The following is an 18,284-nucleotide window of genomic DNA, read 5'->3' on the forward strand; positions in this document are numbered from 1 at the left end:
CCTCCTGGACGACGCCGCCACCGAACGCGGCTACGCCGACGTCGCCACCGGACGGTTCCGGCTCCACCTCGCCGTCGGCGACTACCTCGCCGGGATCGCCGCGCGCGCCCCGCTGCTGCTCGTCCTGGACGACCTGCACTGGGCCGACGACGAGACGCTCGCGCTGCTGGTCCGGCTCGCCGACCGGCTCGCGACCGCCGCGTCCTGCTGGCGGCGACGTTCCGCCGCACCGAGGCGCCCGAAGCGACTCGGCGCCGCGCTCGCCGCCCTCGCCCGCCGCGAGCCGCTGCGCATCGACCTCCCCGGGCTCGCCCCGGCCGAGGACGCCGAACTCGTCCGCGTCACCTGCGCGACCGGCGTCGCCGCCGTGAAGCTGTCCGACATCGCCGAACGGACCGGCGGCAACCCCTTCTTCGTCCGCGAGACGGCCCGGCTGCTCGACGCCGAGCGCGGCGCACGCCGCCGTCCGGGCGCGTGCCCGCCGGGGTCGGCGACGTCCTGCGCCGCCGCATCGCCCGCCTCCCAGAGCCCGCCCGGGGCGTCCTGGCGGGACGCCGCCGTCGTCGGCCGCGACGCCGACCTCGCCGTCCTCACCGACCTCGCGCACGGCGACGAGGAGACCGTCATCGACGCCGTCGAGGCGGCCCTCGCCGCCGGGCTCGTCACCGAACCCGCGCCCGGCCGGATGCGGTTCGTGCACGCGCTCGTCCGCGACACCCTCTACGACGGGCTGTCGCGGGCGCGCCGCACCCGGCTGCACGGCCGGGCCGCCGCCGCGCTGGAACGGCACCGGCCCCGCCGAGGTCGCCCGCGATCGAGCACCACTACCTGGAATCGGGCGCCGAACCGGACCGGGCCGTCCGGTACGCGCGGCTCGGCCGCCGCAGGCCGCCGAGGCCCGCTTCGCGCACGGCCTCGCCGCCGACCTGTGGGTCCGCGCCGCCGAGACGCTCCGCGCGCGGGGCCCGGACGCGACCCGCGAGCGGCTGGAGGCGGAGGTCGCCGCCATCCGCGCCTGCGGCCTGTCCGGCGACGTCATGCAGGCCCGCGACCGGCGGCTGCACGCCATCGCCGCCGCCCGCGACCTCGGCGACGTCCGGCTCCTGGCCCGCGTCATCACCGCGTTCGACGTCCCCACGCTGTGGACCAGCCGCGAGTACGGCTCCTACGACCGGGAGATCATCGACGCCGCCGAGGATGCGCTGCACCGGCTTCCGGACGGCGCGGACGAACTGCGCGTGCGGCTGCTGACGAGCCTGGCGATCGAACTCGAGGGCGACTTCGACGACCGGGGGGTCACCGCGGCGGACGAGGCGGTCGCGCTGGCCCGCGCCCTGGACCGTCCGGCGCTGCTGGCGGTCGCGCTCAACGGCCGGTACATCAACGGCTACCGGAGCGCGGGCGACCGCGCCCTGCGGCGGCGGCTCGCCCGCGAACTGCTCGACCTCGCAACGGAGCACGACCTCGGGGCCTACCGCGTCCTCGCGCACCTGCAACTGCAGCAGACGGCCGTGTCCGAGCTCGACCTCGCCGCCGCGACCGCGCACCTGGCCGACGGGAGCCGCCTCGCCGACCAGTACGGGCTGCCGCTGCTGGCGCAGATCGCGAGCTGGTACGACGGGCTCGTGCACGTCCTCGCCGCCCGCTTCGACGAGGCCGAACGCGCTTACGTCAAGGTGAGCGAGAACATCGGCCGCACCGGGATCTGGAGCAGCGAGGACGGCATCGTCGGGTTCGGCGCGTTCTGCCTGCGGCTCGTCCGGGGACGGCCGGGCGAACTGCTCGACCGGGCCGCCTGGCTGTCGCGGCGCTGGTCGCACGTCGCCGCGACCGCCGACATCCACGCGCTCGCGCTCGCCGACGTCGGCCGCGTCGCGGAGGCCCGCGCCGCCGTCGCCGCCGCGGGCCCGATCCGTCCCGACTACTTCTTCGACCTCGCCACCGCCGTCCGCGCCCACCGCGCGATCACGCTGGACCAGCGCGACGTCGCCGAAGACGCCTACACGGCGCTGCTGCCGTACGAGGACCACTTCACCGGCGGCTGCACCACCTTCGCGACGATCGGCCCCGTCGCGCAGGTCCTCGGCGACCTCGCCGTCTTCCTCGGCCGTCCCGCGGCCGACGCCGCCGCGCACTACCGGCCGCGCCGCCCGCACCGCCGATGCCCTCGGCGCGCCGCTCTGGTCCCGCCTCGCCCGCGAGGCCGAGGCGGGGCTGGGAAGCCCCGCCGCCTGACCGACGGCCGGAGCGCAGCGGAGGTCGGCGGGCAGGCGGCCGCCTTTGCCGGGGGGTGTGGGGGGGTCGCCCCCCCCCACAGTGATTCGCCTGACCGACGACCGGAGCGCAGCGGAGGTCGGCGGGCAGGCGGCCGCCTTTGCGGGGGGTGTGGGGGGGCGCCCCCCACAGTGATTCGCCTGACCGACGGCCGGAGCGACCGGAGCCGAGTCGTGCGGGTGGACGGGGCTCGGCGTCGGTGGGGGACAATCTAGGGGTGACTTCGACGGGAGATCTGACGACCGCGCCGCCGCCCGAGGGCTTTCGGGCCGGGTTCGCCTGCTTCATCGGGCGGCCGAACGTCGGCAAGTCGACGCTGATGAACGCGCTGGTCGGCACCAAGGTGGCGATCACCAGCAGCCGCCCGCAGACGACGCGGCGGGCGATCCGCGGCATCGTCCACCGGCCGGACGGGCAGCTCGTCGTGGTCGACACGCCGGGCCTGCACAAGCCGCGGACGCTGCTCGGCGAGCGGCTCGACAGTCTCGTCCGGTCCACGCTCACCGAGGTCGACGTCATCGGCTTCTGCGTGCCCGCGGACCAGCCCGTCGGCCCGGGGGACAAGTACATCGCGCGCGAGCTGGCGGGGGTGAAGAAGACCCCGATCGTGGCGATCGTCACCAAGACCGATCTCGCCGCGCCGGAGCAGGTTGCCGAGCAGCTGCTGGCCGTGGGGCGGCTGGGGGAGTTCGCCGACATCGTCCCGTGCTCGGCGGAGGACGGCTTCCAGGTCGACCTGGTCGGCGAGCTGCTGATCTCCCGGTTGCCGGAGGGCATGCCGCTGTACCCGGAGGGCGATCTCACCGACGAGCCCGAGCAGGTGATGATCGGCGAACTGATCCGGGAGGCCGCGCTGGAGGGCGTCCGGGACGAGCTGCCGCACTCCATCGCGGTCGTGGTGGACGAGACGACGCCGCGCGAGGGACGCGACGACCTCGTCGACGTCTACGCGCACCTGTTCGTCGAGCGGCCCAGCCAGAAGGGCATCATCATCGGGCATCGCGGCGCGCGGCTGCGCGAGGTCGGCGCGGCCGCGCGGCGGCAGATCGAGGCGCTGCTCGGCACCAAGATCTACCTGGACCTGCGGGTCAGCGTCCTGAAGGACTGGCAGCGCGACCCCAAGCAGCTGCGGCGGCTCGGCTTCTACGACTGATCGTCGCGCCGGTCGTCGCGGGGTTCGGCGGCGTCGGGCCGGGCGGGCTCTTCCCAGCCGTTCTGCGGCCACACCGCGTTCGGGTCGCCGGTGTACCGGCCCTGGGCGTAGTACGGGTCCGGCGCGTACTGCTCCGGCGCGTACTGCTCCGGCGGGTGGGGACGGGCGCGCCCGGCGCCCAGCCGCGCGCTGATGGGGCGCGCCAGGCTGAACCCGGTGACCAGCAGCGACGCGGCGACCGCCACGAACCAGCCGTACTGCACGCTGATCTCGTAGCCGACGTCGAGGCCGCCGGTGGGCAGGTCGTCGCGCGCGTCGCCGAGCCGGAGCAGGAACAGCAGGCAGGCCAGCAGCGACAGGACGCCCGGGACGGCCGCGAGCGCGGTGATGCGGCTGTCGCGGGCGAGCAGGTCCCAGGACGCCATCACGATCGCGACGACGGCGAAGACGGGGACCGCCAGGATGACGTCGTCGGCGTCGATGCCGGCCGCGGTGGCGACCTCGCGGGTGATCGCGCTGCCGAACAGGTCGACGACGACGGAGGCGCGCGCCCACGGCAGGAAGGCCGACACCAGCAGGGCCGCCGCGGACGCGATCAGCCCGAGGCTCCAGCCGATGCCGCCGCGTCGCGGTTCGGGCGGCTCGGGGACCGGCGGCGGGGGTGCGGCGTCGACCGGCGGCGGCAGACCGTCGTCGGGCGGCAGGAACTGCGGGCGCGACCGCGCGCCGCCCGCGTCGGAACCCAGGTCACCGGTCATGGACCCAGCGTAAGGGGAGGAACCGCGCGGTCGCGGACGCGCGGGAATGTCCCGGGCCGACGATGACGTTCCCGTGACGGAGGAGGCACCGGTCGTCTCAACATGCGGACGGCGGTTTCCGGAACACGGATGTCGTCTGTTAGTTTGGCGAGCGTGTCTGGTGCGCTGCTCCTCCTTAGCGGCCGCAGCGGGGGCCTGTAACCAAGGTCGGCTCCCTCGCTGCGGGTCTTCGCCGTGGACGTCGGCCGCAAGGTTCGAGCAGGGAGTTCCCACCGCATGTATCCGGCACAGCAGTCCTCCGGTATGCCCTTCGAGCGCTACCGCCCCTTCGCCCCCGTCAAGCTGACCGACCGCACCTGGCCGGACGCCGTCATCGAGCGGGCCCCGCGCTGGTGCGCCGTCGACCTGCGGGACGGCAACCAGGCGCTGATCGACCCGATGGACGCCCACCGCAAGCTGCGGATGTTCGAGCTGCTCGTGCAGATGGGCTACAAGGAGATCGAGGTCGGGTTCCCGGCGGCGAGCCAGACCGACTTCGACTTCGTCCGGCAGATCATCGACGAGGGCCGGATCCCCGACGACGTCGTGATCCAGGTGCTGACGCAGGCCCGCCCGGAACTGATCGAGCGGACGTTCGAGTCGGTGCGGGGCGCGAAGCAGGCGATCGTCCACCTGTACAACTCGACGAGCACGCTGCAGCGCCGCGTGGTGTTCGGCCAGGACCGCGACGGGATCACCGCGATCGCCGTCGAGGGCGCGAAGCTGTGCGCCAAGCTCGCCGAGGACATGGGCGACACCGAGATCTTCTTCCAGTACTCGCCGGAGTCGTTCACCGGCACCGAGCTGGAGTACGCCGTCGAGGTCTGCAACGCCGTCAACGACGTGTGGAAGCCGACGCCGGACAAGAAGGTCATCGTCAACCTGCCGGCGACGGTCGAGATGGCCACCCCGAACGTGTACGCCGACCAGATCGAGTGGATGAGCCGGAACCTGGCGTACCGCGAGTCGGTCATCCTGTCGCTGCACCCGCACAACGACCGCGGCACCGCGGTCGCCGCCGCCGAGCTCGGCTACATGGCGGGCGCCGACCGCATCGAGGGCTGCCTGTTCGGCAACGGCGAGCGCACCGGCAACGTTTGCCTGGTCACCCTGGGCCTGAACATGTTCACCCAGGGCGTCGACCCGCAGATCGACTTCTCCGACATCGACGAGATCCGCCGCACCGTCGAGTACTGCAACCAGCTGCCCGTCCACGAGCGGCACCCCTACGGCGGCGACCTGGTCTACACCGCGTTCTCCGGTTCCCACCAGGACGCCATCAACAAGGGCTTCGACCACCTGCGGCGCGACGCCGAGGCCGCCGGGACGCCCGTGGACGAGTACCGGTGGGAGGTCCCGTACCTGCCGATCGACCCGCACGACGTGGGCCGCACCTACGAGGCCGTCATCCGGGTCAACAGCCAGTCGGGCAAGGGCGGCGTCGCCTACATCATGAAGACCGAGCACTCGCTGGAGCTGCCGCGGCGGCTGCAGATCGAGTTCTCCCGGGTCGTGCAGGAGCACACCGACAACGAGGGCGGCGAGGTCGCCCCGGCGCGCATGTGGGAGATCTTCGAGAGCGAGTTCCTGTCGAACGGGCCCCGCGTCGGCCTGCTGGCGCACCGCACGACGTCCCGCGTCGACGAGAAGGACGCACTGGCCTGCGACGTCCGCGTGGACGGCGAGATCCGCGAGATCGAGGGCCTGGGCAACGGCCCGGTGTCGGCGTTCGAGGACGCCCTCGCCACGGTCGGGATCGACGTCCGCGTCCTGGACTACGCCGAGCACGCGATGAGCGCGGGCGGCGACGCCCGCGCCGCCGCCTACGTCGAGTGCGACGTCAACGGCAGCACCGTGTGGGGCGTCGGGATCGACGGCAACATCGTCACCGCGTCCCTCAAGGCGATCCTGTCGGCCGTCAACCGCGTCGCCCGCGTGGGGAAGTAGGGCACGGAAGCGAAGCGGTGCGGGGCCGCGGGTGCCGGGAGGGCCCGCGGCCCCGCCGGGCGCGTCCTCGGCGCGCTCAGCGAGCGCGGCCGAGGACGTGATGGACGAGTTCGCGCAGCGGCCCGCTGAGCTGGGCCTCACCGACGGTCTTCCGCCGGCCGTCGATGTCGATCTCGTACAGGAACTGGTCGGGGATCCGGCCGGGTGGCGGCACCGAGTCGAGGTCGACGCGCCGGACGAGCCCGGCCAGTACCGGGTCGCTCGTGCTGTCGGACTCGGCGCGCCGATCGATCCCGGCGAACCCCCCGCTGCGGACGACTGTCACCTTCACCGTTTAACCCAACGCCTCCGCGGTGCTTGCGACGGACACGCCGACGCCCGACCAGCCGCCGCGCACCGCCTCCGTCTCGGCGGCTTCCGCGCCGAAACGGCGGGCGGCGGCCCGGACGGTCTCGGTGGCGAACCCGGCGAAGTCGACGTCCACCGCCAGCGCGCCGCCGGTGAGGACGTCGTACCAGACGAGGCCGGCCTTCTCCCAGGCGTTGCCGCCGATGGCGGTGGCCGCCAGGTAGAAGGCGCGGTTCGGGATGCCCGAGTTGATGTGGACGCCCCCGTTGTCGCGGTACGTCTCGACGTAGTCGTCCATGTGCCCGGGCTGCGGGTCCTTGCCGAGCCGCGGATCGTCGTAGGCGGTGCCGGGCTCCTTCATCGAGCGCAGCGCGACGCCGTCGACGCCCTCGGCGAGCAGGCCCACGCCGATCAGCCAGTCGGCCTCCCCGGCGCCCTGCCCGTTGTGCCGCTGCTTGACCAGCGACCCGAACACGTCGGACACCGACTCGTTCAGCGCACCGGCCTGGCCGTAGTACTCCAGGTTCGCGGTGTGCTGGGTGATGCCGTGGACGAGTTCGTGGCCGGTGACGTCGAGCGGGATCGTGAAGTCGGTGAAGATCACCCCGTCGCCGTCCCCGTACACCATCTGCTCGCCGTTCCAGAAGGCGTTGGCGTACCCGTCGCCGTAGTGGACGGTCGAGATCAGCGGCAGTCCGGCGCCGTCGATGGAGTCGCGCCGATAGACCTCCTCGAAGAAGTCGAAGGTGGCGCCGAGCCAGTCGTAGGAGCGGTCGACGGTCTTGTCTCCGGTGGCCGGGTCGCCCTCCTTGCGGACGGCGCGGCCGGGCAGCGTCTCGCGGCCCTGCGCGTCGTGGATCGTCCGCTTCGGGACGAAGTCCTCCTCCGGGGAGCGGGCGGGAGGCGGCACCAGCCGTGCGGCCTGGTGCGCGGAGGTGAGGGCCATGGTTCGGCGGGCGCGTGCGCTCAGAACCGGATCGGCGGTGTCTCGGGCGAGGCGTTCCAGCATGTGCGGTGGCACGATGTGGCATCTCATGCAGCAACGCTGACAGGTTCCCGGGCGCGTGGCCATGGGTTTCGCGGCGTGGCGGCGGCCGATTCCGGTCACGGTATGTGATTGTCACCATGCGAAGAGATACCAGCGAACCGACTTATGGAGATACTGGTGAGATGTCCGTCCGGGCAACGGAGCACCCGGCCGGGTGCGACAGAATGAACGGGTGACCCTCTACCGCGACGAAGGCGTCGTCCTGCGCACCCAGAAGCTGGGCGAGGCCGACCGCATCGTGACGGTGCTGACCCGGCGCACCGGCCGGATCCGCGCCGCCGCGAAGGGCGTCCGCAAGACCAAGTCCCGGTTCGGGGCGCGGCTGGAGCCGTTCACCCACGTGGACCTCCAGCTGTACGAGCGGCGGTCGCTCGACCTCATCACGCAGGCCGAGACGCTGCGCCCCTACGGGGAGCGGCTGGTCGCCGACTACTCCCGCTACACGGCGGGCACCGCGATGCTGGAGACCGCCGAGAAGCTCACCGACGAGGGAGAGCCCGCGCTCCGGCAGTTCCTGCTGCTGGTCGGCGGGCTGCGCACCCTCGCCGACCGCGCCCACGACGCGCGCCTGGTGCTCGACGCGTTCCTGCTGCGCTCGCTGTCGGTCGCCGGCTGGGCGCCCGCGCTGGACGAGTGCTGCCGGTGCGGCGTGCGCGGCGGGCTGCGCGGGTTCGCGATCGCCGCGGGCGGCGCCGTCTGCGCGAACTGCCGCCGTCCGGGGGCCGCGACCCCCGCGCCGCCCACGTTCCGGCTGATGCTGGCGCTGCTGCGCGGCGACTGGGAGTACGCCGACGCCAGCGAACCGCGCCACCGCGTGGAGACCAGCGGCCTCGTCGCCGCCTACCTGCAGTGGCATCTCGAGCACGGGATCCGCTCGCTGCGGCACGTGGAACGCGACGGCGAGCACGCCTTCGACGAGGACACCACCGGCGACCCGGCCGGGGGAGACGACATCAGGGAGAGAGTGTGAGCAGGGCTGTTCTGCCGCCGGATCCGCATCGGGACGGGGCGCGGCCGCCCGGGATCCCCGCGGATCTGGTGCCGCGGCACGTCGCCATCGTGATGGACGGCAACGGCCGCTGGGCCAAGGAGCGCGGGCTGCCGCGCACCGAGGGGCACAAGCGCGGCGAGGACTCGCTCTTCGACGTCATCATGGGCGCGATCGAGCTCGGCGTCCCGTACCTGTCGGCGTACGCGTTCTCCACCGAGAACTGGAAGCGCTCCCCGGACGAGGTGAAGTTCCTCATGGGCTTCAACCGGGACGTCATCCGCCGCCGCCGGGACCAGCTCCACTCGATGGGGGTCCGCGTCAGGTGGGCCGGTCGCCGCCCCCGCCTCTGGCGCAGCGTCATCAAGGAGCTGGAGACGGCCGAGGAGATGACGCGCGACAACGACGTCCTCACCCTGCAGTTCTGCGTGAACTACGGGGGCCGGGCGGAGATCCTGGACGCCACGGCGGCGATCGCCCGCGACGTCCGCGACGGCCGCCTCAACCCCGACAAGATCGACGAGAAGGTGTTCGCCCGCTACCTGGACGAACCGTCGATCCCGGACGTCGACCTGTTCCTGCGCTCGTCCGGCGAGCAGCGCACGTCCAACTTCCTGCTGTGGCAGTCGGCCTACGCGGAGATGGTGTTCCTCGACACCCTGTGGCCCGACTTCGACCGTCGGCACCTGTGGCACGCGTGCGAGCTGTACGCGTCCCGCGACCGCCGCTACGGCGGCGCCGTCCCCAACCCGGTGGAACCCGCCGCGAGCGGCTCCTGAGCGGCCACGGTCGGCCTCCGCTCGCAGAGCTCGCTCCGGCCGCCCGGGTCAGGCGGCCCGCCCGCGATGCGCGGGGCGGCCGCTTGGGGCTGCTCGGCCCGCGCTGGGTGGGCCTGTGTGGGGTGGCAGCCCCGCCCGCGATGCGGAGTGCCTGCTCGGCCCGCGCTGTGTGGGCCGTCCGGGGGTAACCGCCTCGCTTTGCCACGGGTGGGGCGTCTTCCCGTGGACGGTTCGCTTCGAGGGGACGGACGGCGGCATGCTTCGGGCCCGCGCGCGGGGTCGCGTGCGGGCCCGGGCGGTGCGGTGCGGCGCTCTACACCAGCGCCGCGTCCAGCGTGATCTTCGTGCCCGCGAGGGCCTTGCTGACCGGGCAGCCGGCCTTGGCGTCCTGCGCGGCCTTCTCGAAGTCGCCCGCCGACAGTCCCGGCACGGAGGCCCGGACGGTCAGGTGGATCCCGGTGATGCCCTCGCCCGGCTGGAAGGTGACCTCCGCCTTGGTGTCGACCTTCTCCGGCGGCGTCCCGGCGCCGGCGAGGCCGTGCGACAGGGCCATGGAGTAGCAGGTGGAGTGCGCGGCGGCGATGAGCTCCTCCGGGCTCGTCTTCCCGCCCGGCTCCTCGGCGCGCGACGGCCACGTGACGTCGAACGTGCCGGTCTTGGAGGAGTCCAGCGAAACCGTGCCCTGGCCGCCCATCAGCGGCCCTTCCCAGTGCGCGTTGGCGGTGCGAGTCGTAGCCATGTGGGCATTCTTCCGTGATCGCGGCGCGAACGTCACATCGGGGTGCCGGGCGCCCGCGCCGCGCGGCCGGTCAGCGGGCGCAGTCGGCGCAGGTGCCGAAGACCTCGACGGTGTGGGTGATCTCCGTGAATCCGTGTTCGGCGCCGATCGCGTCGGCCCAGCGTTCCACGGCGGGGCCCTCCACCTCGACCGTCCGGCCGCAGCCGCGGCAGACCAGGTGGTGGTGGTGCTCCTCGGTCCGGCAGGCGCGGTAGACGGCCTCGCCCTCGTCGGTGCGCAGGACGTCGACCTCGCCCGAGTCGCTGAGCGCTTGGAGCGCGCGGTACACCGTCGTCAGGCCGATCTTGGAGCCGTCGGCGCGCAGGTCGGCGTAGATGTCCTGGGCGCTGCGGAATCCCTCGCAGCCGGCCAGCGCCTGCCGCACCGCGTCCCGGCGGGCCGTCGTCATCCTCTGAGCACCTCCGCCTCGGCTTGCACACCGGGACCGGGCCGGTCCGGGATCACCTCCCGGGCCTCGCCCGCCCGCGCGCGCTTGCGTCGAACCACGGTCCCCCCGGCGACCGCGACCGCGAACACCGCCAGGGCGAGCAGCACGATCGAGGGGCCCGGGGGCAGATCGTACTCGAACGAGCCGGCCAGGCCCGCCACGGCCGACAGTACACCGACCGCCATCGCCACCAGCATCGTCCCCCGGAACCCGCGGGTCACCTGCTGCGCCGCCGCCACCGGGACGATCATCAGCGCGCTGACCAGCAGCAGCCCGATCGCGCGCATCGCGATCACGACGGTCGCCGCGGCCGTCACCGCGATCAGGATGCTGAGGAAGCGGACGGGCAGGCCCGCGGCCCGCGCCACCTCCTCGTCCTGGCACAGCAGGAACAGCTCGCGGCCGAACACGGCGATGACGCCGAGCACGACGACGGCGAGTCCCGCGACGACGTACAGGTCGGAGAGCGTGACGCTGCTGATCGAGCCGAACAGGTAGGACTGCAGGCTCGCGCCGCCGCCCTCCCGGCTCGTCAGGATGACGCCGCCCGCCAGCCCGCCGTAGAAGATCAGCGCGAGCGCGACGTCGCCGCCGCTGCGGCTGCGGGCGCGCAGCACCTCGATGGCGACCGCGCCGAGCACCGACACCGCCAGCGCGGCCAGCACGGGGGAGGTCCCGGTCAGCAGGCCGAGGCCGATGCCGGTCAGCGCGATGTGGCCGACGCCGTCGCCGAGCAGGGACAGCCTGCGCTGCACCAGGAACGTTCCGACGGCCGGGGCGGTCAGCCCGATCAGCACCGCCATGACGAGGGCGACGCGCATGAAGTCGTACTGCAGCATCTCGATCACGCGGGCCTTCCCAGCGTCTTCTCGTGGGTCGCGTCGCGGACGACGCGGCCGTGCGCCAGCTCGACCGTCCGGGTGACGAGCGGCTCCATCGGGCCGAGTTCGTGCGCGACCAGGACGACCGTGCGGCCCGCGCCGACCAGCGTGCCGAGCGTCCCGGCGAGCGCCTCCTGGCTGCCCGCGTCGCCGCCGCCGCGGTCGGCTCGTCCAGGACGACGCGTCCGGTTCGCGCGAGCGCGCGGGCGATCAGCACCCGCTGCTGCTGGCCGCCGGACAGCAGATGCGCGGTGTCGCGGGCGCGGTCGGCGAGGCCGACCGCGGCGAGGGCGCCGTCCACGGCGGCGCGGTCGGCGGCCGACGCGGGCCGCCAGCGGGACCGCCGGGCGACGCGGCCGGACGACACGACCTCACGGACGGTCGCGGGGACGCCGCCGCCCATCGGCAGCCGCTGCGGCACGTACCCGATCCGTTTCCAGTCGCGGAACCGCGCGGGCGCGTCCCCGTAGATCGCGGTGCGGCCCGCCGCCAGCGGGACCAGCCCGAGCAGCGCCTTGATCAGGGTGGACTTGCCCGCGCCGTTCGGCCCGAGGACGGCGACGACGTCGCCGGCGTCGACCCGCAGGTCCACGCCGGCGAGGACCTCGCGGCCGTCCCGCCGGACCCGCCCGCCGGTCATCTCGAACGGCGGTGCGGACGGTGCCGCGTCGGCTCGGCTCATGAGCATCCCAGGGCGGGTCTGAGGGTTTCGAGGTTCTTGTTCATGATCGTCATGTAGTCGTCGGAGGAGCCTTCCTTGACGCCCTCGGCCGGATCGAGCACGGCCGTCTTCACCCCGGCCTCCCGGGCGAGCGTTTCGGCGACCTTCGGGCTGACGAGCGTCTCGGTGAAGACGGTCGTGGCGCCGGCCTGCTTGACGTGCTCGGTCAGTTCGGCGAGCCGGGCGGGGGAGGGCTCGTTGGACGGGTCGACCCCGGCGATCGGGACCTGCGCGAGCCCGTACCGGTTCGTCAGGTAGCCGAACGCGGCGTGCGCGGTGACGATCTCCTTGCGCTCGCAGGTCGCGAGGCCGTCCTTGAACTTCGCGTCCAGATCGGTGAGCCGCTTCGCGACGGTCTGGGCGCGGCTCTTGTACTCGGCCGCGTTCTCGGCGTCGGCCTTCGCGAGCCGGTCGCCGAGCGCGGTGGCGATGGTCGCCATGCGGGCCGGGTCGAGCCAGATGTGCGGGTCGTACCCGGCGTCGCCGTGGTCGTGCCCTTCCTCGTGGCCCTCGTCGTGCCCTTCTTCATGGCCGTGCTCGTGGCCCTCTTCCGCCGCGGGCGGCGGCAGCGTCTTCACCACGCTCGCGGCGTCGAGCGACGAGTCCTCGGCGTGCTGGTGGACGGCTTCGTCGACGGCCGGCTGCAGGCCCTTCACGTAGAGGGCGAGCTCGGCCCGCTGGACGTTCGCGACCTGCTTGGCCGTCAGCTCCAGGTCGTGGGGCTCGGCTCCCGGCGCGGTGAGCGTCCGCACGTGGACGTCGTCGCCGCCGACCTCGCCGGCGAGCCACGCCATGGGATAGAAGGACGCGACCACCTCGACGGTGCCGGGCGGGGCGTCGGCGCCCGCGTCGCCGCAGGCGGTGAGACCGGCGGCCAGCCCGGTCAGGGCGAGAGCGGCCGCGGGGAGGTTTCGCAGGGTTTTGCGGGATCTGGGCACGTTGTCAGTATGCTCAAAGTGAAAATGATTGTCAAAATCGCCCAATGACGCGTGCCACGGCGAACCCGGCGAGGACGGTCGTCCCGACCACCCGCAGCAACCGCCCAGACGCGTCCAGCACGGGCCAGTTGAGGTAGGCGAACCAGGCGAGGAACAGCGCGAGCACCAGCAGCCCCGCGGCCGCGGGCCAGCCCGTCCCCGCCATGCCGAGCACCAGCAGCGCGAACACCGCGGCGAGCAGCACCCAGCGCGGCAGCCGGTGCAGGAACACCACCGGCGCGGCGCTCCACCGCTCCACCGCGGCCCGCAGGCCCGTCGATCCCGCCTGTCCCGCAGGCCCGGCCGATCCCGTCGCGCGTCCGCCCGGCATACCGCCTCCCCTCTCCACGCGCCCAACGTACTGCCAGGATGGGCGGATGATCGCGATAACCCGGTACCGGGTGCCCGGCGCGGACGCCGACGGCTTCGCCGCACGCATGAGCGCGGTGCTCACCGTGCTGTCCGCCAGTCCCGGATTCCGCACCGGCCGGCTCGCCCGCACCGTCGACGAACCCGACCTGTGGGCGCTGGTCACCGAATGGGACGGAGCAGGATTTTACCGGCGCGCGCTCGGTGCCCCCGCCGTCCGGATGGAGTTCATCCCCCTGGCCGCGTACGCGCTGGACGAGCCCGGCGCCTACGAGATCGTCACCACGGCCTGACCCCGCGCCCCACGCACGCGCGACGGCGTCCCAAAACCGGGCAACCGGCGGGCAAGATCCTTTCGGGCGTCGTTTCGCCCCGCCGTCCAAGGTCATCTTTGCCGCGTCACGATCACGTCGCGGGCCGTGCGGCCCGGCGTTCCTCGGGGGAGACGCGATGCGCCATGCCGTCCTGCTCAGCGCACTGTCCGGGGTCGCGGTCCTCGCGCCCCTCGGCGCGGTCCTCGCGGAGACGCCCGCGCGGCCCGCGTCCGGCACGGTGAGCCGCGCGGCCGCCGCCGAACCCGCGGGACCCGGGCGCGTCGTCCGCTACCGGGGGCTGCGCATCCCGGTGCCGGACGGCTGGGAGGTGCACCGGCTCGACCGCGACCCCGCGCGCTGCATCCGCTACGACCGGCGCGCCGTCTACCTCGGCCGCCCCGGCCCGCGGCCCGACTGCCCGCCCGCGTCGTCGGCCGCACGTCGGCCGTCCACATCGCGCCGCTCGGCGACCGGGCCCGCACCGGCGGCCGCTCGTCCCGGACGGTCGTGCGCGCCGCGAACCTCGCCGCGTTCACCGTCGAGCCGTCCGCCGGGCGCGAGACCCGGCTCGCGCTGCCCGGGGCGGGCGTCGCGATCACCGGCGTGTACGGCGACGACCCCGCGCCGCTCCAGCGGATGCTGCGCGCCGTCGGCCCGGCCCGTCCCGTTCCGGCCCGGGGACTCCGCGCCGGACACCGAACGCGGCCGCACCGGTCCCGAGGAGCCCGCCGCGAGCCCGTCCGGGAAGGGCGCGCAAGGAGCGGACGCCACGGAGGCGCGGCGGCCCTGGACGCGCGGGCGCGGGTTCGACACCTGCACCGCGCCGTCCCTCGACACGATGAAGCGCTGGCGGAACGCCTACGACGTGACCAACATCTACATCGGCGGCGCGGCGCGCGGCTGCGCCCAGCCGAACCTCACCGAGTCGTGGGTGCGGGACGTCCGCGCGATGGGCTACCGGATCACCCCGACGTACGTGGGGCTGCAGGCGCCGTGCGGTCCCCGCCCGCAGCGCTTCACGCGCCGCAACGCCGGGGCGCAGGGCCGCGAGAACGCCGTGGACGCGGCCCGCAAGGCCAAGGACCTCGGGATCCCGCCGGGCGAGCCGATCTACCTGGACATGGAGGCGTACGACGGCCGCAAGAAGAAGTGCCGCAAGGCCGTGCTGAAGTTCGTCGACGCCTGGGTGCGCGAGCTGGAGAAGCAGGGCTACCGGCCCTGCATGTACAGCAGTTCGGCGTCCGGTGTCCGCGACGTGGCGCGCGCCTCCGGGATCAGCAAGCCCGAGGGCATCTGGTTCGCCAACTGGGACGGGCGCGCGAGCGTGTACGGCGACCCGTACTTCGCGGACGGACTGTGGTCCCCGCACCGCCGCATCAAGCAGTACCGCGGCCCCCACAAGGAACGGCACGGCGACGCCGCCCTCAACATCGACTCCAACATCGTGGACGGCCTCGTCTACTGACCGGACCTGTCGAACGGGCGAGCCGACCGGACGAGCGCGCGAAAAGCGCTCGCGGATCCGTGCGGGCGTGTGCGAGCCTCGCGGCAGGGAACCCGCTCCGGTGCCCTAAGCTGGGGAATGCTCTGAGGCGCCGGGGAGGACCGCGCCTCGGACGCACATCACCGGGGATCACACTCGCCGCCGTCCGCCGTTCCAACGGGACGGGGGCGCACTCACTGTCCCGCCGACCGCCAGCCGGATGGAGAAGATACATGGCACGCCGTTCCGACGTGATGGACACGATCGTCAACCTCGCCAAACGGCGGGGACTGGTCTACCCGTCCAGTGAGATTTACGGCGGGCTCAAGGCGTCCTGGGACTACGGTCCCCTCGGCGTCGAACTGAAGAACAACGTCAAGCGCCAGTGGTGGAAGTCCATGGTGCAGGGCCGCGACGACGTCGTCGGCCTCGACTCCTCGGTCATCCTCGCGCGCGAGGTCTGGGAGGCCAGCGGCCACGTCCAGGCGTTCGTGGACCCGCTGACCGAGTGCCAGTCCTGCCACAAGCGCTACCGCGCCGACCACCTCGAAGAGGCGTACGAGGAGAAGCACGGCCGCCCGCCCGCGAACGGCCTGAACGACGTGGCCTGCCCCAACTGCGGGGTGAAGGGCGCCTTCATGGAGCCGCGGATGTTCAACGCGATGCTCCGCACCTACCTCGGCGCCGTCCAGGACGACGAGTCGGGTCTGGCCTACCTGCGGCCCGAGACCGCGCAGGGCATCTTCATCAACTACAAGAACGTGGAGCAGTCCGCGCGGCGCAAGATCCCGTTCGGCATCGGCCAGATCGGCAAGTCGTTCCGCAACGAGATCACCCCGGGCAACTTCATCTTCCGGACCCGCGAGTTCGAGCAGATGGAGATGGAGTTCTTCGTCAAGCCGGGCACCGACGAGGAGTGGCACCAGTACTGGATCGACGAGCGGTTCCAGTGGTACACCGACCTCGGCATCCGCAAGGAGAACCTGCGGCTGTTCGAGCACCCGGCCGACAAGCTGTCGCACTACTCCAAGCGGACCGTGGACGTGGAGTACCGGTTCAACTTCGTCGGCGGCGAGTGGGGCGAGCTGGAGGGCGTCGCGAACCGCACGGACTACGACCTGTCGACGCACTCCAAGGCGTCCGGCGCCGACCTGACGTTCTTCGACCAGGAGTCCGGCGAGCGGTACGTCCCGTACGTCATCGAGCCCGCGGCCGGTGTCGACCGCTGCACGCTGACGTTCATGATGGACGCCTACGCCGAGGACGAGGCCCCGAACGCCAAGGGCAAGCTGGAGAAGCGCACCGTGATGCGTCTCGACCGGCGGCTCGCCCCGGTCAAGGTCGCGGTGCTGCCGCTGTCGCGCAACGCCGACCTGTCGCCGAAGGCCCGTGACCTCGCCGCGCGGCTGCGCAAGAGCTGGAACGTCGACTTCGACGACGCCGGCGCCATCGGCCGCCGCTACCGGCGGCAGGACGAGATCGGCACCCCGTTCTGCGTCACGGTCGACTTCGACACGCTCGACGACGACGCGGTGACCGTCCGGGAGCGCGACACGATGAGCCAGGAGCGCATCGCGATCTCGCAGGTCGAGTCGTTCCTGGCGGCGCAGCTCGTCGGCTGCTGACCGCGGGCCGCCGACGCGGGCGTCGGCCGCGCCGCGCCGTGCGCACGAGGACGGGCCGCCCCCGGGGGATGGGGGGCGGCCCGTCGTCGTGGGAGCCGGGGATCAGCCGGTCACGTAGAGGGACTGGTCGAAGGTGCCCGAGCCGGCCGTCGACTCGCCGAGCAGCTCGTACGTCGCGGTGACGGACGCGGTGGACGGGCAGAGCCAGCTGCCGCCCTGCTTGCTCACCGTCGCGCCGTTCACGCCGACCTGCGCCTCGGCGTTGCCGGTGTCGGGACGGTCCGGGTTGTCGCCGTTGTAGCCGTCGGCGGTGAGCGTGCCGCCGAACACGCAGGTGATGCCGCCGAACAGGTCCACGACGGCCTCGACGCGGAAGTTGGCGATCGTGACGCTCGCGTCCCGTCCGTTGGTGCCGTTGGGGTCGTAGGCGACGGCGCCGCCCGTCCACGGCAGGTTCTGTGCGGTGATGGTGGAGGACGTGGTGCCGGTGCAGGGTCCGCCGCCCGCGCCGGTGAAGTCCGCCGCGTCGATGGTGAGGGCCGTGCCGTCGGAGTTCACCGATCCCGTCATCGTCGACTCGTCACAGGAGCCGCTGCCGATCGACGTGGAGACGGTGGCGACGCCGAGCAGGGACGCCTGGACGTTGCCCGCGTAGGGCGCGGCGGTCGCCGAGCCCGCGCGGATGGTGGTGGTCGCGGCCGAGGCGGGGGCGACGGCCGTGGCCAGGACGGCCACCGCGGCCGTCCCGATGATTGCAGCTTGCCTGATTCGTGCCACCGGAGGCTCCTTTGTCCGGTTCGGGGTGGGCATTGTGAAAGTAATTCGCTTTCCGGGCCCCGGCAATACCGGCCGGTAAGTACAGTGCCGTCCGGATCCGGACACGCGGCCGTCCCCGCAGGTCGGACGGACCTGGCCGGAATGGGAAGGCCGTTGTGGCGGTGAACGCCCTTGACGGAAAGTTCGCCGGTTGGTCAAACCCTCGACGAACGCCGAGCGTCCGGTCGCCGGGGTGGGCTAGGTTTGCTGCAGCACCGCGGCGAGCCGATCACCTACGAGCCGGGCGCCGCCCGGCCGGGCACCATCGACGGGAGGGACCATGCACCACCCTCCCTCCGCGGCCCCCGCGGGCCTGCTCGCCCGGATGCTCGTCGTCGCCCTCGGCCTCCTCGGCCTGGTCGGCGGGCACGGGCCGCACACCGCGGCGTCCGGCGCCGCCGGGGCGTCCGCCTCGGTCGCCGGGACCGGGCTGCGCACCGGCCCGGTCCAGGGCGTCCAGTCCCGGGGACGGTCGCCGCAGCGCGGGCCTCGCCGACCTCGGCACCGCCCGCACGCGGAGGCCGCCGCCGCGGCGCTC

18 protein-coding genes and 2 pseudogenes are annotated in these 18,284 nt (G+C 73.2%); 9 read left to right on the top strand and 11 right to left on the bottom strand.

Features of this window, described 5'->3' with window-relative positions; all coding sequences use genetic code 11:
• Nucleotides 1-700 (bottom strand): annotated as a pseudogene (locus BJF79_RS10935) (hypothetical protein); the annotation flags it as partial.
• 337 nt (nucleotides 701-1,037) lie between these two features.
• Here BJF79_RS10935 and BJF79_RS10940 point away from each other — a divergent pair.
• Together BJF79_RS10940 and era are read left to right on the top strand one after the other, a co-directional pair.
• Complete coding sequence (locus tag BJF79_RS10940) at nucleotides 1,038-2,489, top strand: hypothetical protein (RefSeq protein ID WP_075896787.1); 1,452 nt, start codon at nucleotides 1,038-1,040, stop codon at nucleotides 2,487-2,489.
• Between the two features lie 2 nt (nucleotides 2,490-2,491).
• Nucleotides 2,492-3,427, top strand: coding sequence for a GTPase Era (gene era / locus BJF79_RS10945; protein WP_083733334.1), 936 nt, complete (start codon nucleotides 2,492-2,494; stop codon nucleotides 3,425-3,427).
• Here era and BJF79_RS10950 read toward each other — a convergent pair.
• Nucleotides 3,418-4,185 (bottom strand): hypothetical protein, encoded by a 768-nt coding sequence (locus tag BJF79_RS10950; protein WP_075896789.1) that lies wholly within the window; start codon nucleotides 4,183-4,185, stop codon nucleotides 3,418-3,420. The two genes, era and BJF79_RS10950, sit on opposite strands and share 10 nt — an antisense overlap.
• Nucleotides 4,186-4,461: 276 nt before the next feature.
• Here BJF79_RS10950 and leuA point away from each other — a divergent pair, with 276 nt between their 5' ends.
• The gene (gene leuA / locus BJF79_RS10955) at nucleotides 4,462-6,171 is read left to right on the top strand and encodes a 2-isopropylmalate synthase (RefSeq protein ID WP_075896791.1); all 1,710 of its coding nucleotides are present in this window, start codon (nucleotides 4,462-4,464) and stop codon (nucleotides 6,169-6,171) included.
• Between the two features lie 76 nt (nucleotides 6,172-6,247).
• Here leuA and BJF79_RS10960 read toward each other — a convergent pair whose 3' ends face one another.
• Together BJF79_RS10960 and BJF79_RS10965 are read right to left on the bottom strand one after the other, a co-directional pair.
• The gene (locus tag BJF79_RS10960) at nucleotides 6,248-6,502 is read right to left on the bottom strand and encodes a protealysin inhibitor emfourin (protein WP_075896793.1); all 255 of its coding nucleotides are present in this window, start codon (nucleotides 6,500-6,502) and stop codon (nucleotides 6,248-6,250) included.
• Between the two features lie 3 nt (nucleotides 6,503-6,505).
• Nucleotides 6,506-7,540, bottom strand: coding sequence for a M4 family metallopeptidase (locus BJF79_RS10965; protein WP_262401843.1), 1,035 nt, complete (start codon nucleotides 7,538-7,540; stop codon nucleotides 6,506-6,508).
• A 199-nt stretch (nucleotides 7,541-7,739) separates the two neighbouring features.
• Between BJF79_RS10965 and recO the strand changes: the two genes are divergently transcribed.
• Entirely contained in the window at nucleotides 7,740-8,537 is a 798-nt protein-coding gene (gene recO, locus BJF79_RS10970) for a DNA repair protein RecO (protein ID WP_262401844.1), read from the top strand.
• Nucleotides 8,534-9,334, top strand: a complete 801-nt coding sequence (locus BJF79_RS10975) for an isoprenyl transferase (protein ID WP_075896799.1) — start codon at nucleotides 8,534-8,536, stop codon at nucleotides 9,332-9,334. Before recO ends, BJF79_RS10975 begins: the two co-directional genes overlap by 4 nt.
• Nucleotides 9,335-9,647: 313 nt before the next feature.
• Here BJF79_RS10975 and BJF79_RS10980 read toward each other — a convergent pair whose 3' ends face one another.
• From BJF79_RS10980 to BJF79_RS11005, 6 genes and pseudogenes are all read right to left on the bottom strand, one after another.
• Nucleotides 9,648-10,073, bottom strand: coding sequence for an OsmC family protein (locus BJF79_RS10980; protein ID WP_075896801.1), 426 nt, complete (start codon nucleotides 10,071-10,073; stop codon nucleotides 9,648-9,650).
• A gap of 70 nt (nucleotides 10,074-10,143) precedes the next feature.
• Nucleotides 10,144-10,521 (bottom strand): Fur family transcriptional regulator, encoded by a 378-nt coding sequence (locus tag BJF79_RS10985; protein ID WP_075896803.1) that lies wholly within the window; start codon nucleotides 10,519-10,521, stop codon nucleotides 10,144-10,146.
• Nucleotides 10,518-11,408, bottom strand: coding sequence for a metal ABC transporter permease (locus tag BJF79_RS10990; protein ID WP_075896805.1), 891 nt, complete (start codon nucleotides 11,406-11,408; stop codon nucleotides 10,518-10,520). Before BJF79_RS10990 ends, BJF79_RS10985 begins: the two co-directional genes overlap by 4 nt.
• A 250-nt stretch (nucleotides 11,409-11,658) precedes the next feature.
• A pseudogene (locus BJF79_RS66720) lies at nucleotides 11,659-12,129 on the bottom strand (metal ABC transporter ATP-binding protein); the annotation flags it as partial.
• Nucleotides 12,120-13,100, bottom strand: a complete 981-nt coding sequence (locus tag BJF79_RS11000; RefSeq protein WP_075896807.1) for a metal ABC transporter substrate-binding protein — start codon at nucleotides 13,098-13,100, stop codon at nucleotides 12,120-12,122. The pseudogene BJF79_RS66720 and the gene BJF79_RS11000, both read right to left, overlap by 10 nt.
• A gap of 31 nt (nucleotides 13,101-13,131) precedes the next feature.
• Complete coding sequence (locus tag BJF79_RS11005; protein ID WP_075896809.1) at nucleotides 13,132-13,470, bottom strand: DUF6703 family protein; 339 nt, start codon at nucleotides 13,468-13,470, stop codon at nucleotides 13,132-13,134.
• 46 nt (nucleotides 13,471-13,516) lie between these two features.
• On the opposite strand from BJF79_RS11005, the gene BJF79_RS11010 reads away from it, so the two are divergent.
• From BJF79_RS11010 to BJF79_RS11020, 3 genes are all read left to right on the top strand, one after another.
• Complete coding sequence (locus tag BJF79_RS11010) at nucleotides 13,517-13,801, top strand: antibiotic biosynthesis monooxygenase family protein (RefSeq protein WP_075896811.1); 285 nt, start codon at nucleotides 13,517-13,519, stop codon at nucleotides 13,799-13,801.
• A gap of 157 nt (nucleotides 13,802-13,958) precedes the next feature.
• Nucleotides 13,959-15,287 (top strand): DUF1906 domain-containing protein, encoded by a 1,329-nt coding sequence (locus tag BJF79_RS11015; protein ID WP_075896813.1) that lies wholly within the window; start codon nucleotides 13,959-13,961, stop codon nucleotides 15,285-15,287.
• 251 nt (nucleotides 15,288-15,538) lie between these two features.
• Nucleotides 15,539-16,930, top strand: coding sequence for a glycine--tRNA ligase (locus tag BJF79_RS11020; RefSeq protein WP_187356985.1), 1,392 nt, complete (start codon nucleotides 15,539-15,541; stop codon nucleotides 16,928-16,930).
• Nucleotides 16,931-17,032: 102 nt separating this feature from the next.
• On the opposite strand, the gene BJF79_RS11025 is transcribed toward BJF79_RS11020, so the two are convergent.
• A complete protein-coding gene (locus BJF79_RS11025; RefSeq protein WP_143219841.1) occupies nucleotides 17,033-17,707 on the bottom strand; it encodes a hypothetical protein in 675 nt (224 codons plus the stop codon).
• A 319-nt stretch (nucleotides 17,708-18,026) separates the two neighbouring features.
• Between BJF79_RS11025 and BJF79_RS11030 the strand changes: the two genes are divergently transcribed.
• Nucleotides 18,027-18,284, top strand: a 258-nt coding sequence (locus BJF79_RS11030) for a hypothetical protein (protein WP_143219842.1), incomplete at its 3' end; no start/stop codon positions are given.

The organism is Actinomadura sp. CNU-125 (assembly GCF_001942465.1).
Classification (GTDB): Bacteria; Actinomycetota; Actinomycetes; order Streptosporangiales; family Streptosporangiaceae; genus Spirillospora.